General features: G+C 67.7%; 21 protein-coding genes. 9 read left to right on the forward strand and 12 right to left on the reverse strand.

What is annotated here, in order from left to right; translation table 11 throughout:
• Window positions 1–138: 138 nt before the first annotated feature.
• Together VXD91_RS28180 and VXD91_RS28185 are read left to right on the forward strand one after the other, a co-directional pair.
• Window positions 139–1,872, forward strand: coding sequence for an ABC transporter ATP-binding protein (locus VXD91_RS28180; RefSeq protein WP_346416916.1), 1,734 nt, complete (start codon window positions 139–141; stop codon window positions 1,870–1,872).
• 20 nt (window positions 1,873–1,892) lie between these two features.
• Window positions 1,893–3,842, forward strand: a complete 1,950-nt coding sequence (locus VXD91_RS28185) for an ABC transporter ATP-binding protein (protein ID WP_346416969.1) — start codon at window positions 1,893–1,895, stop codon at window positions 3,840–3,842.
• Between the two features lie 152 nt (window positions 3,843–3,994).
• On the opposite strand, the gene VXD91_RS28190 is transcribed toward VXD91_RS28185, so the two are convergent.
• The 5 genes from VXD91_RS28190 to VXD91_RS28210 form a co-directional block, all read right to left on the reverse strand.
• Window positions 3,995–5,233 carry a DUF222 domain-containing protein gene (locus VXD91_RS28190; protein WP_346416917.1) on the reverse strand — a complete coding sequence of 413 codons (1,239 nt, stop codon included), beginning with the start codon at window positions 5,231–5,233 and terminating at the stop codon, window positions 3,995–3,997.
• A 285-nt stretch (window positions 5,234–5,518) separates the two neighbouring features.
• Window positions 5,519–6,034, reverse strand: a complete 516-nt coding sequence (locus tag VXD91_RS28195) for an isoprenylcysteine carboxylmethyltransferase family protein (protein WP_212812572.1) — start codon at window positions 6,032–6,034, stop codon at window positions 5,519–5,521.
• A 3-nt stretch (window positions 6,035–6,037) separates the two neighbouring features.
• Window positions 6,038–6,511, reverse strand: coding sequence for a glucose-6-phosphate dehydrogenase (locus tag VXD91_RS28200; protein WP_318986572.1), 474 nt, complete (start codon window positions 6,509–6,511; stop codon window positions 6,038–6,040).
• Between the two features lie 65 nt (window positions 6,512–6,576).
• Window positions 6,577–7,128 (reverse strand): hypothetical protein, encoded by a 552-nt coding sequence (locus VXD91_RS28205; RefSeq protein ID WP_346416918.1) that lies wholly within the window; start codon window positions 7,126–7,128, stop codon window positions 6,577–6,579.
• Window positions 7,129–7,207: 79 nt separating this feature from the next.
• Complete coding sequence (locus VXD91_RS28210) at window positions 7,208–7,420, reverse strand: hypothetical protein (protein ID WP_346416919.1); 213 nt, start codon at window positions 7,418–7,420, stop codon at window positions 7,208–7,210.
• Between the two features lie 110 nt (window positions 7,421–7,530).
• On the opposite strand from VXD91_RS28210, the gene VXD91_RS28215 reads away from it, so the two are divergent.
• The gene (locus VXD91_RS28215) at window positions 7,531–7,734 is read left to right on the forward strand and encodes a cation transporter (RefSeq protein ID WP_212812576.1); all 204 of its coding nucleotides are present in this window, start codon (window positions 7,531–7,533) and stop codon (window positions 7,732–7,734) included.
• Window positions 7,731–9,842: a heavy metal translocating P-type ATPase gene (locus VXD91_RS28220; protein ID WP_318986575.1), complete on the forward strand. Its 2,112-nt coding sequence runs from the start codon at window positions 7,731–7,733 to the stop codon at window positions 9,840–9,842. The genes VXD91_RS28215 and VXD91_RS28220 overlap by 4 nt, the downstream gene beginning before the upstream one ends.
• Here VXD91_RS28220 and VXD91_RS28225 read toward each other — a convergent pair whose 3' ends face one another.
• Together VXD91_RS28225 and VXD91_RS28230 are read right to left on the reverse strand one after the other, a co-directional pair.
• Window positions 9,843–10,643 carry a family 16 glycosylhydrolase gene (locus tag VXD91_RS28225; protein WP_346416920.1) on the reverse strand — a complete coding sequence of 267 codons (801 nt, stop codon included), beginning with the start codon at window positions 10,641–10,643 and terminating at the stop codon, window positions 9,843–9,845. It lies immediately after the preceding gene.
• A gap of 67 nt (window positions 10,644–10,710) precedes the next feature.
• Complete coding sequence (locus tag VXD91_RS28230; protein ID WP_318986577.1) at window positions 10,711–11,790, reverse strand: adenylate cyclase regulatory domain-containing protein; 1,080 nt, start codon at window positions 11,788–11,790, stop codon at window positions 10,711–10,713.
• Window positions 11,791–11,832: 42 nt separating this feature from the next.
• Here VXD91_RS28230 and VXD91_RS28235 point away from each other — a divergent pair, with 42 nt between their 5' ends.
• Entirely contained in the window at window positions 11,833–12,321 is a 489-nt protein-coding gene (locus tag VXD91_RS28235; protein ID WP_318986578.1) for a DNA-deoxyinosine glycosylase, read from the forward strand.
• 76 nt (window positions 12,322–12,397) lie between these two features.
• Complete coding sequence (locus tag VXD91_RS28240) at window positions 12,398–13,360, forward strand: alpha/beta hydrolase family protein (protein WP_318986579.1); 963 nt, start codon at window positions 12,398–12,400, stop codon at window positions 13,358–13,360.
• Here VXD91_RS28240 and VXD91_RS28245 read toward each other — a convergent pair.
• The gene (locus VXD91_RS28245) at window positions 13,357–14,733 is read right to left on the reverse strand and encodes an amidase (protein WP_346416921.1); all 1,377 of its coding nucleotides are present in this window, start codon (window positions 14,731–14,733) and stop codon (window positions 13,357–13,359) included. The genes VXD91_RS28240 and VXD91_RS28245 overlap by 4 nt on opposite strands.
• 17 nt (window positions 14,734–14,750) lie before the next feature.
• Window positions 14,751–15,578: a helix-turn-helix domain-containing protein gene (locus VXD91_RS28250; protein WP_346416922.1), complete on the reverse strand. Its 828-nt coding sequence runs from the start codon at window positions 15,576–15,578 to the stop codon at window positions 14,751–14,753.
• Between the two features lie 27 nt (window positions 15,579–15,605).
• On the opposite strand from VXD91_RS28250, the gene VXD91_RS28255 reads away from it, so the two are divergent.
• Genes VXD91_RS28255 through VXD91_RS28265 form a run of 3 tightly spaced genes read left to right on the forward strand, consistent with a single transcriptional unit; the run spans window position 15,606 to window position 16,987 of the window.
• The gene (locus VXD91_RS28255) at window positions 15,606–16,073 is read left to right on the forward strand and encodes a VOC family protein (protein ID WP_346416923.1); all 468 of its coding nucleotides are present in this window, start codon (window positions 15,606–15,608) and stop codon (window positions 16,071–16,073) included.
• Window positions 16,074–16,097: 24 nt separating this feature from the next.
• Window positions 16,098–16,544: an HIT family protein gene (locus VXD91_RS28260; protein ID WP_346416924.1), complete on the forward strand. Its 447-nt coding sequence runs from the start codon at window positions 16,098–16,100 to the stop codon at window positions 16,542–16,544.
• Window positions 16,541–16,987 (forward strand): nitroreductase family deazaflavin-dependent oxidoreductase, encoded by a 447-nt coding sequence (locus VXD91_RS28265; RefSeq protein ID WP_212812586.1) that lies wholly within the window; start codon window positions 16,541–16,543, stop codon window positions 16,985–16,987. Before VXD91_RS28260 ends, VXD91_RS28265 begins: the two co-directional genes overlap by 4 nt.
• Here the strand turns inward: VXD91_RS28265 and VXD91_RS28270 are convergent.
• Genes VXD91_RS28270 through VXD91_RS28280 form a run of 3 tightly spaced genes read right to left on the reverse strand, consistent with a single transcriptional unit; the run spans window position 16,984 to window position 19,847 of the window.
• Window positions 16,984–18,036 carry an LLM class flavin-dependent oxidoreductase gene (locus VXD91_RS28270; protein WP_346416925.1) on the reverse strand — a complete coding sequence of 351 codons (1,053 nt, stop codon included), beginning with the start codon at window positions 18,034–18,036 and terminating at the stop codon, window positions 16,984–16,986. The genes VXD91_RS28265 and VXD91_RS28270 overlap by 4 nt on opposite strands.
• A 3-nt stretch (window positions 18,037–18,039) precedes the next feature.
• Window positions 18,040–18,867, reverse strand: a complete 828-nt coding sequence (locus VXD91_RS28275; RefSeq protein ID WP_346416970.1) for a uracil-DNA glycosylase — start codon at window positions 18,865–18,867, stop codon at window positions 18,040–18,042.
• A gap of 32 nt (window positions 18,868–18,899) precedes the next feature.
• A complete protein-coding gene (locus VXD91_RS28280; RefSeq protein WP_346416926.1) occupies window positions 18,900–19,847 on the reverse strand; it encodes an oxygenase MpaB family protein in 948 nt (315 codons plus the stop codon).
• Window positions 19,848–19,855 lie beyond the last annotated feature (8 nt).

Below are 19,855 nucleotides of genomic sequence, written 5' to 3' on the forward strand. Positions count from 1 at the left end.
AAGCACGGTCGCGGCGGCAGTCTTCACCTGTCTGCGGGTCACGCCATGCACTGTAGCGGCAGGTTCTGAGGTCAACCACCGACATGCCGACTGACCTGGTCTTTCTATAAGCATTCCCGGGTGTGCCACAGTAACCGCATGCTCTGGGCACTGCTGCGGCAGTACACGAGGCCGTATCGGCGGCAGCTGGCGGTGGTGGCGACGCTGCAACTGATCAGCACGCTGGCCTCGCTGTATCTGCCGACGCTCAACGCCCGCATCATCGACCACGGCGTGGCGCGAGGCGACACCGGTGTGATCGGGCGGCTCGGCACCGTCATGCTCGCCGTCAGTGCGCTGCAGGTGCTGTGCGCCATCGGCGCGGTCTACTTCGGTTCCCGCGCCGGCATGGGCTTCGGCCGCGACCTGCGGTGGGCCGTGTTCCGCCAGGTGCTCGGCTGGTCCAACGCCGAAGCCGTGCGGTTCGGGGCGCCCACGCTGATGACCCGCACCACCAATGACGTCCAGCAGATCCAGGTACTGGTGCAGATGACCTGCACCATGCTGATCACCGCGCCGATCATGTGCATCGGCGGCATCGCGATGGCCGTGCACCAGAACGCCGGCCTGTCGTGGCTGCTGCTCGTCAGCGTCCCGGTGATGGCGGTGTGCAACTACCTCATCATCTCCCGGCTGCTGCCGCTGTTCCGCCGCATGCAGCGGTTGATCGACAACATCAATCGGGTACTGCGCGAACAGCTCACCGGCATTCGCGTGGTTCGGGCCTTCTCGCGCGACGACGCCGAACGCGCCCGGTTCGCGGACGCCAATCACGACCTGACCGACACCACGCTGACCGTCGGGCGGTGGCAGGCACTGATGCTGCCCGCCACCACTCTCGTGGTGAATCTGTCCAGCGTTGCGGTGATCTGGTTCGGCGGCATCCGCATCGACCACGGCCAGATGCAGGTCGGCTCGCTGATCGCGTTCCTCTCGTACTTCATGCAGATCCTCATGGCCGTGCTGATGGTGACCATCGTGCTCGTGATCCTGCCGCGGGCGTCGGTGTGCGCCGAGCGGATCACCGACGTGCTCGTCACCGAGCCGACGATCGTGTCGCCCGCTGCGCCCGTGGTGCCGGAGGTCCGGCGCGGGGAGGTACGGGTGGAAGCAGCCACCTTCGGGTACCCCGGGGCCGACGACCCTGTGCTGCACGGCGTTTCACTGACCGCTTCGCCCGGGACGGTGACGGCCATCGTGGGATCGACCGGCTCCGGAAAGTCGACACTGATGGCGCTGCTGTGCCGGATGTACGACGTCACGTCCGGCTCCGTGATGGTCGACGGCGTCGACGTCCGGGACTACGACCCCGAACAGCTGTGGTCGATGATCGGGGTGGTGCCGCAGCGCGGGCACGCGTTCTCCGGCACGGTCGCCGACAACCTGCGGTTCGGCAAGGCCGATGCGACCGAAGACGAGATGTGGGCGGCGCTCGGTGTCGCGTCGGCCGATTTCGTGGCGGACCACCCCGAGGGGCTGGGCATGCCCGTCGCACAGGGCGGCACGAACCTCTCCGGGGGACAGCGCCAGCGCCTCGCCATCGCCCGGGCAGTCGTCCGGCGGCCCGCGGTGTACCTGTTCGACGACGCCTTCTCGGCGCTGGACGTCCACACCGACGCCCGGGTGCGGGACGCGTTGTCCGCGGTGGCTGCCGAGGCCACGGTGATCATTGTCGCCCAGCGCCTTTCGACGGTCGCCGCCGCCGATCAGATCGTCGTACTCGACAGCGGCCATGTGGTGGGCGTCGGCACGCATTCCGAGCTGATCGAGTCGTGCCCGGTGTACCGCGAATTCGCCGACTCGCAAGCGGTTGTGGCCGGAGGCCTGGCGTGACCCGGCCGCCGTCGGCCGCCATGCTGGCTTCGGGTCAGCGGTCCGAGAACTTCCGCGGTACGGCGCTGCGGTTGGTGAAACAGCTGGCACCGCAACGGGGTCGGGTGATCGTGGTGATGCTGTTGGGCATCGCCGGGATCGCCGTCGGCGTGATCGGACCGCGCATCCTGGGCCATGCCACCGACCTGTTGTTCAATGGGGTTCTGGGCCGCGGGCTGCCGGCGGGCATCAGCCGTGAGCAGGCGGTGGCAGCGGCGCGGGCCCGGGGCGACAACACCTTTGCCGACCTGCTCGCCGGGTCCGACGTCGTTCCGGGACAGGGCGTGGACTTCACTGCGATCGGCCACGTGCTGACGCTCGCGCTGCTCCTGTATCTGGTTTCTGCGGTGATGGTGTGGGCCGAGGCACGACTGCTCAACACCATCGTGCAGCGCACCATGTTCACGCTGCGCTCCCACGTCGAGGACAAGATTCACCGGCTGCCGTTGTCCTACTTCGATTCCCGGCCCCGTGGGGAGATTCTCAGCCGCGTCACCAACGACATCGACAACGTCCAGACGTCGTTGACGATCACCGTCAGCCAACTGCTGACCTCGGCGCTGACCGTGGTGGCGGTGCTGGCGGCGATGATCTGGATTTCGCCGCTGCTGGCGTTGATCACCGTGCTGACGGTGCCGTTCACCTTGCTGGCGACGCGCATCATCACCAAGCGATCGCGACAACAGTTCATGGCGCAGTGGCGCAACACCGGCCGGCTCAACGCCCACATCGAAGAGACCTACAGCGGCTTCACCGTCGTCAAGACATATGGCCACCGGGCACTCGCCGAGGAGAAGTTCCGCGAACTGAATGACGATGTGTACCAGTCGAGTTTCGGGGCGCAGTCACTGTCCGGACTGGTCTCCCCGATCACGACGTTCATCGGCAACGTCAGCTATGTCGGCGTCGCGGTGGTCGGCGGTATCCAGGTGGCGACCGGGCAGATCAGCCTGGGCAGCATCCAGGCATTCATCCAGTACGTGCGGCAGTTCAACCAGCCCTTGACCCAGATCGCGTCGATGTACAACACCATGCAGTCCGGGATGGCCAGCGCCGAGCGGGTTTTCGAGTTCCTGGACGCCGACGAAGAGGCCGGAGCTGGACCGGCACTTGGCCGTGTTTCGGCCGTGCCGGAGCTGGGCTCGGTTGCGGCGGACCGCGGTTCGGTTGCAGCTGACCCTGGCGAAGCCGCGGCCGGCAGTTCCGCGGCTGCGCCGGACCTCGTCGAGTTCGAGCGGGTCAACTTCTCCTACGTACCCGGGACCCCTGTCATCGAGGACCTGTCGTTCGTCGCCGAACCGGGCACCACCGTGGCCATCGTCGGGCCGACCGGGGCCGGAAAGACCACGCTGGTGAATCTGCTGATGCGGTTCTACGAGCCGGATTCCGGCCGTATCCTGTTGGGCGGCCGCGACATCGCGACGATGAGCCGCGCCGAGCTGCGGTCGCATATCGGTATGGTGCTGCAGGACACGTGGCTGCTCGCCGGCACCATCTACGACAACATCGCCTACGGACGTCCCGACGCCACCGAGGCCGAGGTGATCGAGGCGGCCCGTACCGCGCGCGTCGACCACTTCGTGCACACGCTGCCGAACGGGTACCAGACGCGGCTCAACGAGAACGGTGTGAACATCAGCGCCGGCGAGAAGCAGCTGATCACCATTGCCCGCGCGCTGGTCCGGCAACCCCAGCTGTTGATCCTCGACGAGGCCACCAGTTCCGTCGACAGCCGCACCGAGCTGCTGATCGCCCAAGCCACCGCGGAGCTGCGCCGTAATCGGACCAGTTTCATTATCGCGCACCGGCTTTCCACCATCCGAGATGCCGATCTGATCCTCGTGGTGCAGGCCGGTCGGATCGTCGAGCGCGGGTCCCACGACGAGCTGCTCCAGCGACGCGGGGCCTACTGGAAGATGACGCAGGCCTGACGGTCGCGGGCTAGGCCCACCCACCGGGCATCCCTCCCACCGAAGGTTCCCTGTGTTCAGCCGGTGCGCGGGCCTGCCACTCCGCCGCTGAAGAGGCAGGCCCGCGATGTGTTGTCACTGTTGAGTTGTCAAGGTGCGCAATGCTTTAGGTGTTATGCGGCGTGGTCGAGGTGCATGGTGCGGCGGTTGTGGGCGGGTATCGGTTTTCGGTGTGGGTCGACGGCCGCGGGTGGGATGAGCCAGGGGTGTTTGTCCAGGCCCATGACCACATCCCAGCCGTCGTGGTGGACGTTGGCGTGGCAGGCCGGGCACAGCAGGCACCCGTTGGCTAGTGATGTCTCACCGTGGTGGGTCCAGTGGATGATGTGGTGGGCGTGGGTGCGTCCGGGTGGGGCGCCGCATTTGATGCAGCATTCATCCCGCAGATACAGCGCTTTGCGCAGGTGCGCCGGGAACAAACGTTTCTCCCGGCCCATGTCCAGCGGTACGTGTTCGCCGTCGACGATGATCGTGGTGACGGTGGTGTCGCAGCAGATTCGTTCCAGGGTCATGGTGCTGATCGACCCGATGAATTCCAACGCCGCCAGGTCGGGGGCATCCGCCGGGACGGTCACCAGCAGTTGGGTGCGCGGGGCCGAGGCGACGTCCCCGCCGCGGGCGGCGATGTCCAGCACCGCCTCCAGCGCATCCGCCCGCCGCCTGCCCGCGGTGCGGGTGTCGGGGGTGCCGTCGGGTTCTGGCCGCGGTGCCGAGTGTTCCTCGATCGCTGCGACCAGCTTGGCGCCCACCTCCACGTCCAAGTCCGCGCGCACCTGCACCCGACCATCGGAGGTGACGCGGTGCTCGACGGTGTTGATCGACCGGTCCTCGGCGGCCGGCAACCCACCTTCGGCAGCGGCGACCCGGTTGCCCAGCCGGCGGGCGCGTTTGTCGATGTCGGCGGGGGTGGCGCCGGAGAAGAACTGTCCCAACAGATCGGTCACCTGCTGGTACCGGGTCTCCTCGTCCAGCTCGCCGGGTGCGCGGGCGCGGATGTGGTTGATGCCTTTGACGATCGCATCGACATGCTCCCCGGAGATCGCACCGTCGGCGGCATGGGCCGCCAATGTGGGCAATGCCGGTAACGCGGCGCCGACCCGGACCAGCCGCTGCGCGACCGACGGCGCACACCCCAACGCCATCAACAACTCCCTCGGCGTCCGCCCCTGCGCGGCCGCGGCACCACAGCGGTCCAGCGCCCCGGTCAGCATCGCCGCCAGATGGTCGGCCACATTGCGCAGCCGCAGCACGCACGTCATCGCCGCAACGACCTCGTCCACCGACATCTCGTCGGAGACCTGCACACTGCGAAGGTGATCGAGAAGAGCGTTGAGATCCGGTGTGATTCCCATGCCCAATTGTATCGAACACATGTTCGAACAGCAAGGAGTTTTTCGGCCTACATCAGGACATCGGTGACGGTTCGAGCGATCCCGGAAGGGCAGTTGCGACCGCCGAACTTGGGCTGCGGGGTCCCGTGGCCCGGGCGTGCCGTCGATCCGGCACCGAATGCGCCGATGCCGACGGGGAGGATGCGCAGGCGGGCGGCGCGGGAAGACGCGCGGGCGCGAGGTGTCGAATACACAGGCGCAGCAGGGAATTTCACTCGCCTAGAGACCGCGTCGCCACCCACAGACCTACGGCCGATACGGCGTGACCCTCGGCAGCCAGGCAGGTACCGACTCGCAGTAGCGCCGGTACTCGTCGCCGAACTGCCTCAGCAGCGCGGGTTGCTCATAGAAGTAGACGAACGCGGCCGTCCCAAGCACGAAAAAGACTGCATACCAAAGCAATACCGGCTGACCAAGGACCAGCGCCTGACCAACGATGACGGCCGCGACCGCGAGGTACATCGGGTTGCGGACGTACCGGTGCGGGCCCGTCACGACCAAGTTCTGCGTCGGCGCGGCCGGCAGGGGCGTGCCGAGCCCATCACTGGCGAATTTGTAGATTGCCGCGAGCAGCACCGGGAGGCCCAGAGCGATCAGCACCACGCCGCCGATCCATGTGCCGGGCACGCCGAACAGGTCACCGATCCGCCGCCAACCGGTCAGCGAATATGGGATCAGGCCGGCCATGGTGCCGGGCACGACGACGGTGAAAACCGCACTGCGCACCAGGCTTTGGCGGCGCAGGGACGCCGTCGAGCCCATGACTCAGGCCGCGAACGCTGCCGTCAGTTGGACCCGGATGACTGGATCGGATTCGAGGCGATGCCGCAGCGCACTCTCGAACTGCCAGATGGACGCGAGGTCGTGGTCCATCCGGCAGTCCACGGCTGCGGCCGTGCCCGACGGCGGCGGACTGTCCGCGATGTGGTCGGCAACGGGCTCCAGCAAGGTCCGCGGCGCCGCCAGGTAGTAACCGGGATTCGGACCGCCGACCTCGGCCGCGTACAGCAGCCCGTGCTCGGTGATGATGATGTGCGTGGCCAGGACCCGCACCGGCCCATGCCGCTCCGCGGTGCCCCATTCCTCGGCCGCCAACCGTCCCTGGATGGCGTGCAGTCGCACGTCATCCGTGAGGAATTTCGTGAAGTCACCCGGCGCGAGCACCCGGGCCGACGCGAGGTCGGCATTCAGGCTGCCGCACAGCATCTCGCCGATGTAATTGAACAACCGATCGCTCATGACGCGCTCCCATCGGGCCAGTACCTTGAGCCTGCACCCGAGCGGCGGCGAACGTCAATGGTTGATCAGAGTTGCGGACCCTCCGCGCGAAGATCGTCGACCGCCGTCATGGCGTCACGCAGTTTCGCGAGCCACTCCTCGGCATGTTCGCCGACCAACCGGACCGACCACGCCAGCGCATCGGACCGCGACCGGGCCACGCCGGCGTCGACCAGGGTGTCGAGAACCTGACGCTCTGGCTGCTTCAGGCGGGTCATCACCGGAACAGCCAAGTGGGTGAACAGGATTCGCTCCGACTCCCCCACCGATACACCCCAGGCCACTTTGCGGCCGTAGCGGGCCTCGGCCTCGTCGGCGATCCGCATGCGCTCGACCCGGGTCTCTTCCCGGAACCGCGCCACGCGCCCGGAGGCCCGGGCGGCCGTTTCCGGATTCTCCGGCTCGGGCAGTCGCCCGATCACCACGATCTCCTCGCGGTCCACCGTGACCTCCGGGTCGCCGGCGAACCACTCTTCCGGGAGCCGGCCGGCGAACCAGTCGGCGGCGTCGCCCGCGTCGGGCTGCTGCGCTTGTTGCCAGCCGCCGCGGCGGTCCTGGCCAGAATGACGTTGCCTCATGCTTACATGATTACACCGTTACAGCTGTAACGAAACGGCCTTTCACCCCAAGCGAACGTACGCCACAAAAAGGGCTCTATCAGCGCTTACGCAACAGCGCGGAACCGGCGAAGACGGCCACACCGAGCGCCACCAACGCCAGGAACACCGCCCAGCCCGGACTGACGAAGACACCGACCAGGACGATGGCGGCAATCACCGGCGATGCCAGGAACAGCAGCATGCCCGGGTGTTCCTTCGCTACCGCGAGGGCACTCTTCGCCCGGACCGGGTCAATTTCTTTGCGCGCCATGGAACCAGGATGCCACCCGAGGCGACTAAAGGAAGAGATTCAGCCGACAACCGAATCCGAGACCCGAATCACAGCCCTACCTATACCCCCTATGGGTATATACTCCAGGCATGAGTCAGGTACTTGAAGTTCAGGGCATGTCGTGCGGACACTGCGTCGCGTCCATCACCTCAGCTGTCGAGCCGCTGCCCGGCGTAACCGGCGTCGAGGTGGACCTCAAGGCCGGGACCGTACGAGTGGACGGCGAGGCCGATCGGGCCGCCGTTGCCGCCGCCATCGAAGACGCCGGATACGACGTCGTCCAACCAGCATGACCACGTCGGTCACCCTGTCCGTGGGCGGCATGACGTGTGCGTCGTGTGCGGCCCGAATCGAGAAGCGGCTCAACCGGATCGACGGTGTTCACGCCAGCGTGAACTTCGCGACCGAGCAGGCGGCCATCACCTACCCGGACAGCGTGACCACCGACGATCTTGTCGCGGCCGTCGAGGCCACCGGCTACACCGCGAGCGTCGACAAGGCCGATACCCCCGCCGAACCGGCCTACCTGCCGCGCCTGCTGGCGTCACTGGCCCTCACGATCCCCGTCATCGCGCTGTCCATGATTCCGGCCTTGCAATTCCCGCACTGGGCGCTGTGGGCGCTGGCCCTCGCCACCCCCGTGGTGTTCTGGGGCGCCTGGCCGCTGCATCACGCCGCGTGGACCAACCTGCGGCACGGCGCGGCGACGATGGACACCCTGGTGTCGCTGGGTGTGCTCACGTCGTACCTGTGGTCGGTATGGATGCTGGCCATGGGCAGCGACCACCTCTACCTCGAGGTCGCCGCCACCGTCACGACCTTGATCCTGGCCGGCAAGTTCTTCGAGACCCGCGCCAAGCGGCAGTCCGGGGCCGCGCTGCGCGCGCTGCTCGATCTCGGCGCCAAGGACGTCGCGGTGCTCCGTGACGGCTACGAAACCCGGGTGCCCATCGAGGAACTGGCTGTCGGAGATGTCTTTGTCGTCCGCCCGGGCGAGAAGATCGCCACGGACGGCGTGGTGGTGACGGGAACGTCTGCCGTCGACGCGTCGATGTTGACCGGCGAATCGGTGCCTGTCGAGGTCGGCCCCGGCGATCAGCTGGCCGGCGCAACGGTGAATGCCGGTGGGCGCCTTGAGGTCAAGGCCACCCGTGTCGGCGCCGACACACAGCTGGCGCAGATGGCGCGCCTGGTGGCCGATGCGCAGAGCGGCAAGGCCGACGTGCAGCGCCTCGCCGACCGGGTGTCGGCGGTGTTCGTGCCGGTGGTGATCGGGCTGGCGCTGCTGACGTTAATCGGCTGGCTGGTCGCCGGCGGCACGGTGAGTGCCGCGCTGACCGCCGCCGTTTCGGTGCTGATCATCGCGTGCCCCTGTGCCCTGGGCCTGGCCACACCGACGGCCCTGCTGGTCGGCACCGGCCGCGGCGCGCAGCTGGGCATCCTGATCAAGGGCCCGCAAGTACTCGAATCGACCCGCAAGGTCGACACCGTCGTGCTGGACAAGACTGGAACGGTGACGACCGGGAAGATGACGGTGGCGGCAGTACATGCCCAGTCCGACAACGTGTTACGGCTCGCCGGAGCCTTGGAGCACGCGTCCGAACACCCCATCGCCCAGGCCATCGCGACCCGGGCCGCCGCCGACGGGCCGCTGCCGGCGGTCACCGACTTCGTCAACCACGACGGCCGCGGCGTCACTGGCGTAGTCGACGGTCACGAGGTCGCCGTCGGGCGGTACAGCTGGCTGGCCACGGCGGCCACCCCGGAGTTGGAGAACGTTGCGCACACGGCTGAGGCGGAAGGCCGTACCCCGGTGTGGGTCGCGATCGACGGCGCCACAGCCGGCGTCATCGTGGTGTCCGACAAGGTGAAAGACACTGCCGCCGAAGCCATTGCCGACCTCGAGAAGCTGGGACTGACCCCGGTCCTGCTGTCCGGGGACAACGCCCGCGCGGCCGGCGCGGTGGCCGCCGAAGTCGGCATCGCGACGGTGATCGCCGAGGTGCTGCCCGCGGACAAGGTCGACGAGATCAAGCGCCTGCAGGATCAGGGCCGGGTCGTGGCGATGGTCGGCGACGGCGTGAATGATGCTGCCGCCCTTGCCCAGGCCGACCTGGGACTGGCCATGGGTACCGGCACCGATGTGGCGATCGAGGCCTCGGACCTGACCCTGGTCAGTGGCGACCTGCGGGCAGCGGGCGACGCGATCCGGCTGTCCCGCGCCACCCTCAAGACCATCAAGGGCAACCTGTTCTGGGCGTTCGCCTACAACGTCGCGGCGATTCCGCTGGCGGCCGCGGGCATGCTGAACCCGATGATCGCCAGTGCGGCAATGGCTTTCAGCTCACTGTTCGTCGTGAGCAACAGCCTGCGGCTCCGCAGTTTCAAACCGAGCAGGTAACTACCAGATCTTCACCCAGTCGACCAGCATCTCGGCCGGGTACGTTCCCCCTGACGGGTCGCCGCCACCGGACCCGGCGACGGCGAGGCCCAGGATCGGGAACAGCGTGTAGCCGGGGTCGTTGAAGTGCCAGTTGGGCAACGACTTTGCCGGGACATTGAAGTACGGTTGCGCGCCGTCGGTGTAGTCCAGCCAGAACCGCATCCCGGCGTCGTCCCACTGGCAGCGCCAGTTGTGCCAGGCACTGTCCGGCGTGATGTTGTGCGAAACATGTTCGCCGCCATTGAGGTTGACGTGCACGGTCGTACCGTGGGCCCAGCTCCCGTTGCCGTACCACTCCATGATGTCGACCTCGCCGCCGATTCCGGGCGAGTTGTTGGCCAGATACCAGGCCGGCCAGCAGCCCGGCGTCAGGCAGTTGAGCTTGATCCGGGCCTCGAAGGTATGGCCGATGCCGGCCTTGAAGGTGCCGAAAATCTTGCCGCTGTAGTACGTGTTCCCGTCCTTGGCCGCCCGGATCACCAGGTTGGACTTACCGTCCAGGAGCAGGTTCTTGCGGTCGTTCCGGTACTGGCCGACGCGTTCGGGCATCTCCCAATACGTCGGGTTCTCCATCGACTCACGGGCCGTCGCGATCTCCCATTTCGAGGTGTCGGGCGACGATCCGGCAGGGCCGTCGAAGTTGTCCTCGAAGATGAGTTTTCCGGGCGTATCAGCGTGGGCCTCGGCCCTGGGAAGCGTGGCGGCCAGCAGGCCCAGCCCCGCCATCGACAGCATGCTGCGACGATCAATGTCTGGCATGCCTACCCATGTAAGCCGCGTCTCGGCCTTCGTGCAAGCCGGTATACGAGGGGCATCGGTGCCGCGGTTACTCCACGCCGCGGCGGGCGCGGAACAGTTTCACCTCGTCACGGATGCCTTTGAGCCGTCGTGCACCGGCGAAAGACCACTCGAAATCCGGCGCGTCGCCGACTGCCTCACGTGCGGATTCAGCCAGCAGAACCGACCCGGGCCGGGCCACTCCCGTGACCCGGCTGGCCTGGTTGACCGGCCGGCCGAACCAGTCCCCGGCCCGGCTCACCGCTGGCCCCGTCGCCATGCCCGCCTTGAGGCGCGGCAGGAATTCGTCTTTCTCGGCCGCGTCGACGAGCTGCAGCACCATGTTCAGCAGCGGGACCGGCTCAGCGCTGACCAGCATGACCTCGTCCCCGATGGTCTTGACGAACCGCACCGGCGGCTCGGCTAGATCGCGCGCAAGATCGGCCAGCCGCTGCGACAACTGCTCCAAATCCTCCGGCGGCAGTTCCTCCCCCAGACTGGTGAACCCGACGAGATCGGCGAAGGCCACCGACACCTGCCCGGACCCGGGCAGCGGCCGTCCGGCCATCCGTTCGGTGGCGCTGACCTCCTCTTCCAGCATGGCGTGCAACAACTGGGTCCGGAGCATGTCCTGGATCATCGGCCCGAGCAGCGGCGCGGCCTCGCCGATCAGCGCCGCGGTGGCTTTCGCGCCGTCGAGTTCGCTGACACCCGGTTGCAGAATCGCGGACAACGCGGCAAAACGCATGACCTCGACGGTGCGGGACAGACCTTCGGCCATGACCTGGACGACCGCGACGACCTGATCCTCCGGCAGGCCGAGCCGGAGGAACCGCTGGGCGTAGCCGACCAGGTCGCTGTCGACCGGCAGGAACAGCTCGGCGTCCAGGTCTTCGGACCGGGGCCGGCCGGCTGCATGCAGAATTCGTTGCAGCAGGTCCAGATTCACGCCCCACCGCTCGCTGATCTGCCGGGCCGACAACCTGGTGCCGTCATCACCCAACGCCCGCCGCGAAGGCAGCAGCATCGGCGCGAACGACTCGTTGATCTGGTCCTCGGTGAACCCCTCGGACAGCAGCCAGTCGGTCAGCTCGGCACGGTCGACCGGCTCGGCAGCTTGTTCACTCACCCGGCCAACCTATCGCGCCTGGCAGCCCCGCAGAATGGGCACATGACCGAGCCAGAGATGCCGCTACGCACGGGGCTGCCGGCGATTGTCGGCGCCGACCCACGGGTGCTGATCCTCGGCTCGTTTCCCAGCGAGAAGTCGCTGGACACCGGCGAGTACTACGCCAACACGCGGAACCAGTTCTGGCGGCTGCTGGGTGCGCTCATCGGGTTCGACGCGGAGCTGCCCTATGCCGAGCGCCTCGACGCCGTCACCGCCGCCGGGGTGGCGCTGTGGGACGTCGTGCACAGTTGCCGTCGAGTCGGCAGCCTGGACGCCAATATCGACCGAAAGACGTTGGTGCTCAATGATTTCGACGCGTTCCTGACGCAACACCCGACGATCGAGCGGGGCTTCGTCAACGGGCTGACGGCGTACACGCTGTTTCAGCGCGCCGACATCGCGCTGCCCGCCGCCCGCCTGCCGTCGAGCAGCGGAGCGCTGACCATGTCGTTCGCCGACAAACTCGCGGCGTGGCAAATGATCCGCTGAACGTTTCACCTCGGCCGATGGGGGTATGCCGCGCGAATGTGGTGTGTATCCGCATCCGGACCCAGGGGGTTTACCCATGTCACGCATCGCCAAGAACCTGCCGGGATTCACGAAGTATCTGGGTGCGGCGCTGACGGCGCTGACGATCGGTGGTCTGATCGCACCGACGCCGGTCGGCGCGTTCTCCCGACCCGGATTGCCCGTCGAATACCTCAACGTCCCATCGGCGGCCATGGGCCGCGACATAAAAGTCGAATTCCAGGCCGGCGGTCCGCACGCCCTCTACCTGTTGGACGGCCTGCGCGCGCAAGACGACAACAACGGCTGGGACATCAACACCCCGGCGTTCGAGTGGTACAACGGCTCGGGCCTGTCCGTCGTGATGCCGGTCGGCGGCATGTCGAGCTTCTACACCGACTGGTATCAGCCGGCCGTCGGCAACGGCACCACCCAGACCTATAAGTGGGAAACCTTCCTGACCAGGGAATTGCCGGCGTGGTTGGCCGCCAACAAGCACATCTCAACCGGCGGTAACGCGGTGGTCGGGCTGTCGATGAGCGGATCGACCGCACTCATGTACGTGGCGGACCACCCGGACAAATTCCGGTACGCCGGTTCACTGTCCGGATTCCTGAACTTGTCCGACTCGTTCTGGCCGTCGCTGGTCGGGCTGGCGATGAACGATTCCGGCGGCTTCAACCCCGGCGCCATGTGGGGGCCTCCCGGTGATCCGGCATGGGCGCGCAACGACCCGACGGTCAACGTCGGCAGGATCGCCTCGTCTGGCGCCAGGCTGTGGGTGTACTGCGGCACCGGCACGCCGGACGACCTGGCGGGCGCGACAAGCGGTGTGCCACAGCAGTTCCTGGAGAGTTTCACGCTCGCGTCGAACACCAAGTTCCAGGGCGCGTATCAGGCCGCGGGCGGGCACAACGCCACGTTCAACTTCCCGCCGACGGGCACGCACACCTGGGCCTACTGGGGGCAGCAACTCCTGCAGATGAAGCCGGACATCCAGGCCGCGCTCGGCGCGCGCTAACCGACCGGAGGCCGCCGGCCCGCCCAGGGTCGCGCACCTTCGATCTGCGCACTCAGCGACAGCAGCGTCGCCTCGTCAAAGGGCCTGCCCACCAACTGAATCGACGTCGGGACACCGTTATTGTCCAGCCCCCACGGCACCACGGCCGCCGGTTGACCGGTGACATTGAACATGGCCTGGAACGGCACGCGCGCGGCGACCGATGCCAGCGTCGAGACGGCGCCGCGGCGCTGGTACTGCCCGACCCGCGACGGTCCAGTCGCCGCGCCCGGGGTGATCACCACGTCGACACTGTCGAAAACGGATTGCACCCGAGCGGCGAGCGCGGGTTCGGCGGCGCGGATCGCGTCGATGCGCCGCTGCGAGATCAACCCACCGATCCGGGCGAAGGACCGGGTGCGGCGGTCCAGTCGCTCCGGGTGCGGCAGCGCGGACACGTCGTCGTAGACACCGCGGAAGTAGCGCGGCAGGGCGTGGCCGTACACCGCCGACCGCGGATAGTCCGGATCTCGTTGGATGACGTCGTGGCCCAGTTCGCGCAACAGCTCGCCCGCCTGCTCCACCGCGGCGCGCTGCTTGGCGCCCACCCGTGCCGTCACCAGCGGTGGCACCTTGGTGCTCAACGCAATCCGCAAGCGTCCGGGTGCCCGTCGTGCGGCAGCCACGAAGCCGCCGTCGGTGGTGGCGTCGAGGAACAGGGCCGCGTCCTCGACGGTGCGGGCCAATGGCCCGTAGGCCACCAGGCCGCACCACGAATCGTCGTGCGGGCTCAGGGGCACGCGGTCGCGCTGCGGTTTGATGCCGAACAGTCCGCACCAGGTGGCGGGAATCCGGATCGAGCCCATCCCGTCCGATCCCAGCGCCATTGCCGCCAGCCCGGCGGCGACCGCGGTGCCACTGCCCCCGCTGCTGCCGCCCGGCGCATAGTCCGGATTCCAGGGGTTTCGCGTGGTGCCGTAGGTCAGTGTCTCGGTGAAGGGCCAGATCATCAGCTCGGGCACCGTGGTCTTGCCCAGGATCACCGCGCCGGCATCGCGTAGCCGCCGGATCACCTCGGCGTCCGTGGTGGCGGCCGGTCCGTGCGCGCTGCTGCCGAACGTGGTCAGTTCGCCCGCCACATCGGTGTCGTCCTTGATGGCGATCGGTACGCCGAGCAGCGGTAGCCGTTCCCCTGCGTCCAGCCGGGCCTGCGCGGCCTGCGCCTGGGCCCTGGCACTCTCGGCCAGAACTGTTCGATAACAACGCAATTCGGCATCGATGCGCGCGATCCGGTCCAGGTACAGTTCGACGAGTTCGGGTGCGGTCACCGTACCGGCGGCGAGCATCCTGGCCTGTTCGGCGGCGCCGGCGAACGCCAGGTCACGAGGGTCCATGCGGCGCAGATTACCCATCATCGGCGGTGTTTTGTGGCGTACTCCCCCGGCGTGCAGCCGAGCATCGCGTGGAAGTCGTTGATGAAGTGCGCTTGGTCGTACCAACCCGATCGCACTGCCAGGTCGGCGAAGTCGAGGTCCGGCACTGTCTCGATCTGCAGTGCCGCGTGCTGCAGACGGTAGCGGCACAGCACCCATTTCACCGGCACCCCGACGTACCGGCGAAACACCCGCTGCGTGGTCCGCTCACTCCAGGGAGACAGCGCCATCACCTGCTCGACCCGGTGCAGCTGTGAATCGGCGCGAATCCGGTCGAGCAATCGCGTCAGGTCCCGATACGTGGCGTCCACATCGGTGTGGTTGCCGATCGCGGCGTCGAGAGCCGCTGCGGCCCGGTCGATATCGTCGGCGAAAGGGACTGCGGCGCCCAGTAATTCCGCACCCACCGGCAGCACGCGGCCCGTCAGCGCGCCGGCGTCCCGGCCGAACCGGGCCGCGAAGCCGCCGGGCCGGAATCTGGCGCCCACCACCGAACCTGCCCCTGACAGCGTGGTCGTGAACACCCGCTCGACCACGCCGTGCACCAGCGTCGCCGGCAACCGGTGACCATGCCGGACCTCGTCGGTGCCCCACTCGTGTGTCAGGTGCACCGCGGGAAAGGTGATGACGGTGCTGTCGAACGGCTCGGCGTCCCGTAAATCCCAAGTGACGGACCAGAAGTTCTCGACCCAGACTGCTGCCGCGGCGGACGGCTGCCACTGCTGCAGGTCGAACACCGAGCCGGTATTGGCACGGCCGACCACACCCAGCTTGGGAGCTGTTGTCGGGTTTTTCCAAGCCGCCACACCATTGACCCTACGAAACTGGGTGCCATGAGCGTGCAACCAATTCCCCAGGGCTACACCAGCCTCACCCCGTTCCTGGTGATCGATGGGGCCGCCGCCGCGATCGACTTCTACGTCGAGGTGTTCGGCGCGCGGCTGATCGAGAAGATGGACGCGAGCGACGGCAAGGTGGCCCACGCCGAGCTGGACTTCGGTACCGGCCGGCTGCAACTGTCCGATCCCAACCCCGAGTACGAACTGGTGGCGCCGCCACGCAGCGGTCCGGTCACGCATTCGGTGGTGCTGTACTGCCCCGATGTCGACGCGGTGGTCGACCGGGCCGAGCGGGCCGGCGCGACGATCCGGGAAGCGACACAGACTTTCGTCACCGGTGACCGGTTCGCGTCGATCGTCGATCCGTTCGGTCAGCGCTGGGCGGTGATGACACGCGTCGAAGAGGTCGACGCCGCCGAACGCGACCGCCGGTTGTCGGAGTGGGCGGCCTCCAACGTCTGACCCCGGTTGGCCTACCGTGAACTGATGGCCTGTGTGTTCTGCGACATCGTCGCCGGGAAGGCGCCCGCGGTACGCGTCTACGAAGACGCCGACTATGTGGCGTTCCTGGACATTCGCCCGTTCTCGCGCGGCCACACCCTGGTGGTCCCCAAGCGGCACTACGAGAACCTCATCGACACCCCGCCGGACGTGGTGGCCGGTATGGCCAAGCTCGGTCAGCGCATCGCCCAGGCCTCGCGCGAGTCCGGCCTCCACGCCGACGGCAACAACATCGCGATCAACGACGGCAAAGCCGCATTTCAGACGGTGTTCCACATCCATCTGCACGTCGTCCCGCGCAAGCTGGGCGACAAGCTGGCGTTTGCCAAAGGGATGCTGCTGCGCCGTGATCCGGACCGGGAGACCAGCGGAAAGATCCTACTGGAGGCGGTGGCGCGGCTGTCTGATCCACAGGCAGACTTGCAGCCATGAGCATGCCCCTGTGGGAGAAATACCTCGGTCTCCCGTTGCTGAAGATGCACGACCGGATCTACCAGAAGACCGAAGGCCGGATCGGGCACCAGTTCCCCGGCGTCCCGCCGAGCCTGCTGCTGCACACCGTCGGCGCCAAGACGGGCCTGGCACGCACCACATCGCTGACGTACGCGAAGGACGGCGACGCCTACCTGGTGGTCGCGTCCAAGGGCGGCGAGCCGACGGCGCCCGGCTGGTACTTCAACCTGAAGGCCAAGCCCGACATCGAGATCAACGTCGGGACAAAGCGGATCCCGGTGACCGCGCGCGTGGTCGGCAAGGACGACCCCGACTACGCGCGGCTGTGGCAGATCGTGAACAAGAACAACGCCAACCGGTACGCGGGATATCAGAAGCGCACCACCCGGCCGATCCCGGTGGTCGCGCTGACGCCCCGCTAGAGCAGCTGCTCGGCGAGCAGCCGCAGTGTCGTCTCGCGAGCCGGCGCGGTGGCTGGATCGCAGCCCCGGCGAGCGGCGGCGACGGGGCTGACCATCACCTCGTCGACACCGAAATGCGATGCCAGGTCGCGGATTTGGTCCGCGGCCTCCGCGGGTGCGCCGACGACGGCCCGCTCCATTCCCGCGGCGACGATGGCCTGCTGCGTGGCGGTGAGCTGGTTGTGCTCCGAGTCTTCGACCAGATCCAGCGCACGCAGCGGCTCGCCGGTGCGCAGCCATGCCATCATCTGCAGGTTGGGGCGGATCAGCTGTTCGGCCTCGTCGCGCGTCTCGGCCACGCAGGCGTTGACGGTCATGAACGTGGTTGGCTTGTCCGCGAATTCGCTGGGGCGGAACTCTTCGCGGTACGTGGCCAGGGCTTCCTCGGTGCCCTGCCCGGAGAAGTGGTGGGCGAACACGTACGGCAGCCCCTTGGCCGCGGCGAGGTGCGCCGAATACATCGACGAGCCCAGCAGCCACAGTTTCGGCGGGCTCACCGCCGACGGGGTGGCCTTCAGGATGTAGTTCTTGTCCAACAGGTTTCGTCCCTCGAGGGACACTTTGACGCCGCCGGGGCTCATCAGCGCGACGACGTCGTCGAGGTACTCGGGGAAGCGCTGAATGTCCTCGTCGGTGCGCCCGGCCGGGCCGCGCAGCGCGATCGAGGTGACGGGGTCGGTACCCGGCGCCCGGCCGACGCCGAGGTCGATGCGGCACGGCGCTGCCGCCTCCAGGAGCGCGAACTGCTCGGCGACGGCCAGCGGCGCGTGGTTGGGCAGCATCACGCCGCCCGAGCCGAGTCGGATCTGAGTGGTCTGCGCGGCCAGGTAGCCAAGGACGACGGGCGGGCTGGTGGCGGCGACCGCGGGCATGTTGTGGTGCTCGGCCACCCAGTAGCGGGTGTAGCCCAGCTGATCAGCGACCTTGGCGAGGCGCACGGTGGCGGCGAAGGCATCGCCGGTGGACTGGTCGCTACGGACCGGGACGAGATCGAGGACAGACAACTGCACGATCTAATCCAACTCTTCGGGGCGGGATGCGATTCCCTTGGCCGTGCTGAACACGTCGTCCAGCATGGCCGGAGTGAGCCGGCCGGTGAACGTGTTCTGCTGGCTCGGGTGGTAACAGCCGAGGAGCCGCCGCCCGTCGGGCAGCGCCGCGAGCGCACCGTGACCGAACTTCGGATACGGCCGTCCCGCTCCCGTCAGCTCCAGCGCGGCCTTCCACGCGAAGCCACCGAGTGCGACGACGACGCGGACGTCCTGACCCGTCAGCCGCCACTCCGCGCTCAGCCACGGCTCGCACGTGAGGCGTTCCTCCGGCGTCGGCGCATTGTCCGGCGGCGCACACCGGACCGCAGCCACCACCCGAATGTCGTTGAGGGTCAAGCCATCTGCCGCATCGATACTCTCGGCGCTGCTGGCCAGGCCGACGCGGTACAGCGAAGCGAAGAGAAAGTCGCCCGACCGGTCGCCCGTGAACACCCGGCCGGTCCGGTTGGCACCGTGGGCGGCAGGCGCCAGACCCAGCACCCAGATGCGCGGCCGGTCCACGCCGAGCCCCGGCGCCGGCCGGCCCCAGTACGGTTCGGCGGCATAGGCCTTGCGCTTCGCCACCGTGCGCATGGCGACGTCCTCACGCCAGGTGACCAGACGAGGACAGCCCCGGCACACCGACACCTGCGCGTCGAGGTCGGCCAGACTGGTACAGCGACGGGCCCTGGCCCGGACCTGCGCCGCCGTGCGGGCGACGGGGGTGTCGGCGTCGGCCGGGTCCCCGGGCCAACCCGCGCCGGCCGGGACCGGGGACGGGAACAACACTCCGGTTCGGGGATGTGGCAGCACCCCAAGATTCTGCCCTCTTGGCGGCGCGGTTAAGCGGCGAAGTTGTCCAATTGCACGCGATGGTAGGCCGACCGCAGCCGTTCGTAGCGGTAGCGGTTGTACGCCAGCGGATCGAGGACGACGGCGCGCGGCAGGTACCGCCAGGCCACCTGAGAGGCCTTCAGATACAGGGCGTATTCGAGCCGGTTCAAGGGCGTCGACCGAATGTCGAGCAGCTCCCGCATCTTCGGGTGGGCATGGCGCCGGCCCAACACCTTCGGCACCCGCAACGCGATCGGGGTCAGCACGTTCCACAGCGGCAGCAGGAGCACCCGCAGTTGCTTCGGCAGCAAGTCCGGCACGGGCAACGTGTCGAAGCTCTCGTCGGCATATTGCAGAAATGCGTTGTCCGCCAAGTGCTGTTCGGCGACGCGGTCGTAGTAGGCCTCCATGTCGGCCAGGGTCTCAGGCAGTTTGGCCCGAGCGCTGGGCAACTCCAGATAGCTCATCATCCACCGCAGGGTCCGATACACGGCCTCGCGCTGCTCGGCATCGAGGTCCTCGCCGCGGACCGCGACGTAGCCCCGGTAGAACAGATTCAGCGAGCTGACGGCGATCCAATTCCAGAGTTCGGGGTCGAGTGCACTGAACCGCGTGTCGGCGAACTCACCGTTGCCGGTTCCCCGCACGCCGGCATGCAGCCGTTTGAGTTCCTCAGTGTCCCCAAGCCGGTCGGCCTCGTCGCCGAACAGCATCAGCATGCCGAAGGCGAGCGACCGGATGCCCCGGTCGGTGAAGTTCTCCTGAAATCGTCCGGACCAATCGACCGCTGCCGCGATCGGGCGGTATGCCACCTGGTCGAGTGCGAGGCGCCCGAAGAGCCCGAGGCTCAGCGGCGAGCCCAACCACCACCGGACGTCGGCCGCCAGCTCGGCATGCGGCTGGCTCGGGTGCCACGGCTCCACGCCGGCCCCCACGGGCGATGCAGTCATGGTCATGCGCGCAT

Origin of the sequence: Mycobacterium sp. SM3041 (assembly GCF_039668335.1) — a bacterium.
Classification (GTDB): Bacteria; Actinomycetota; Actinomycetes; order Mycobacteriales; family Mycobacteriaceae; genus Mycobacterium.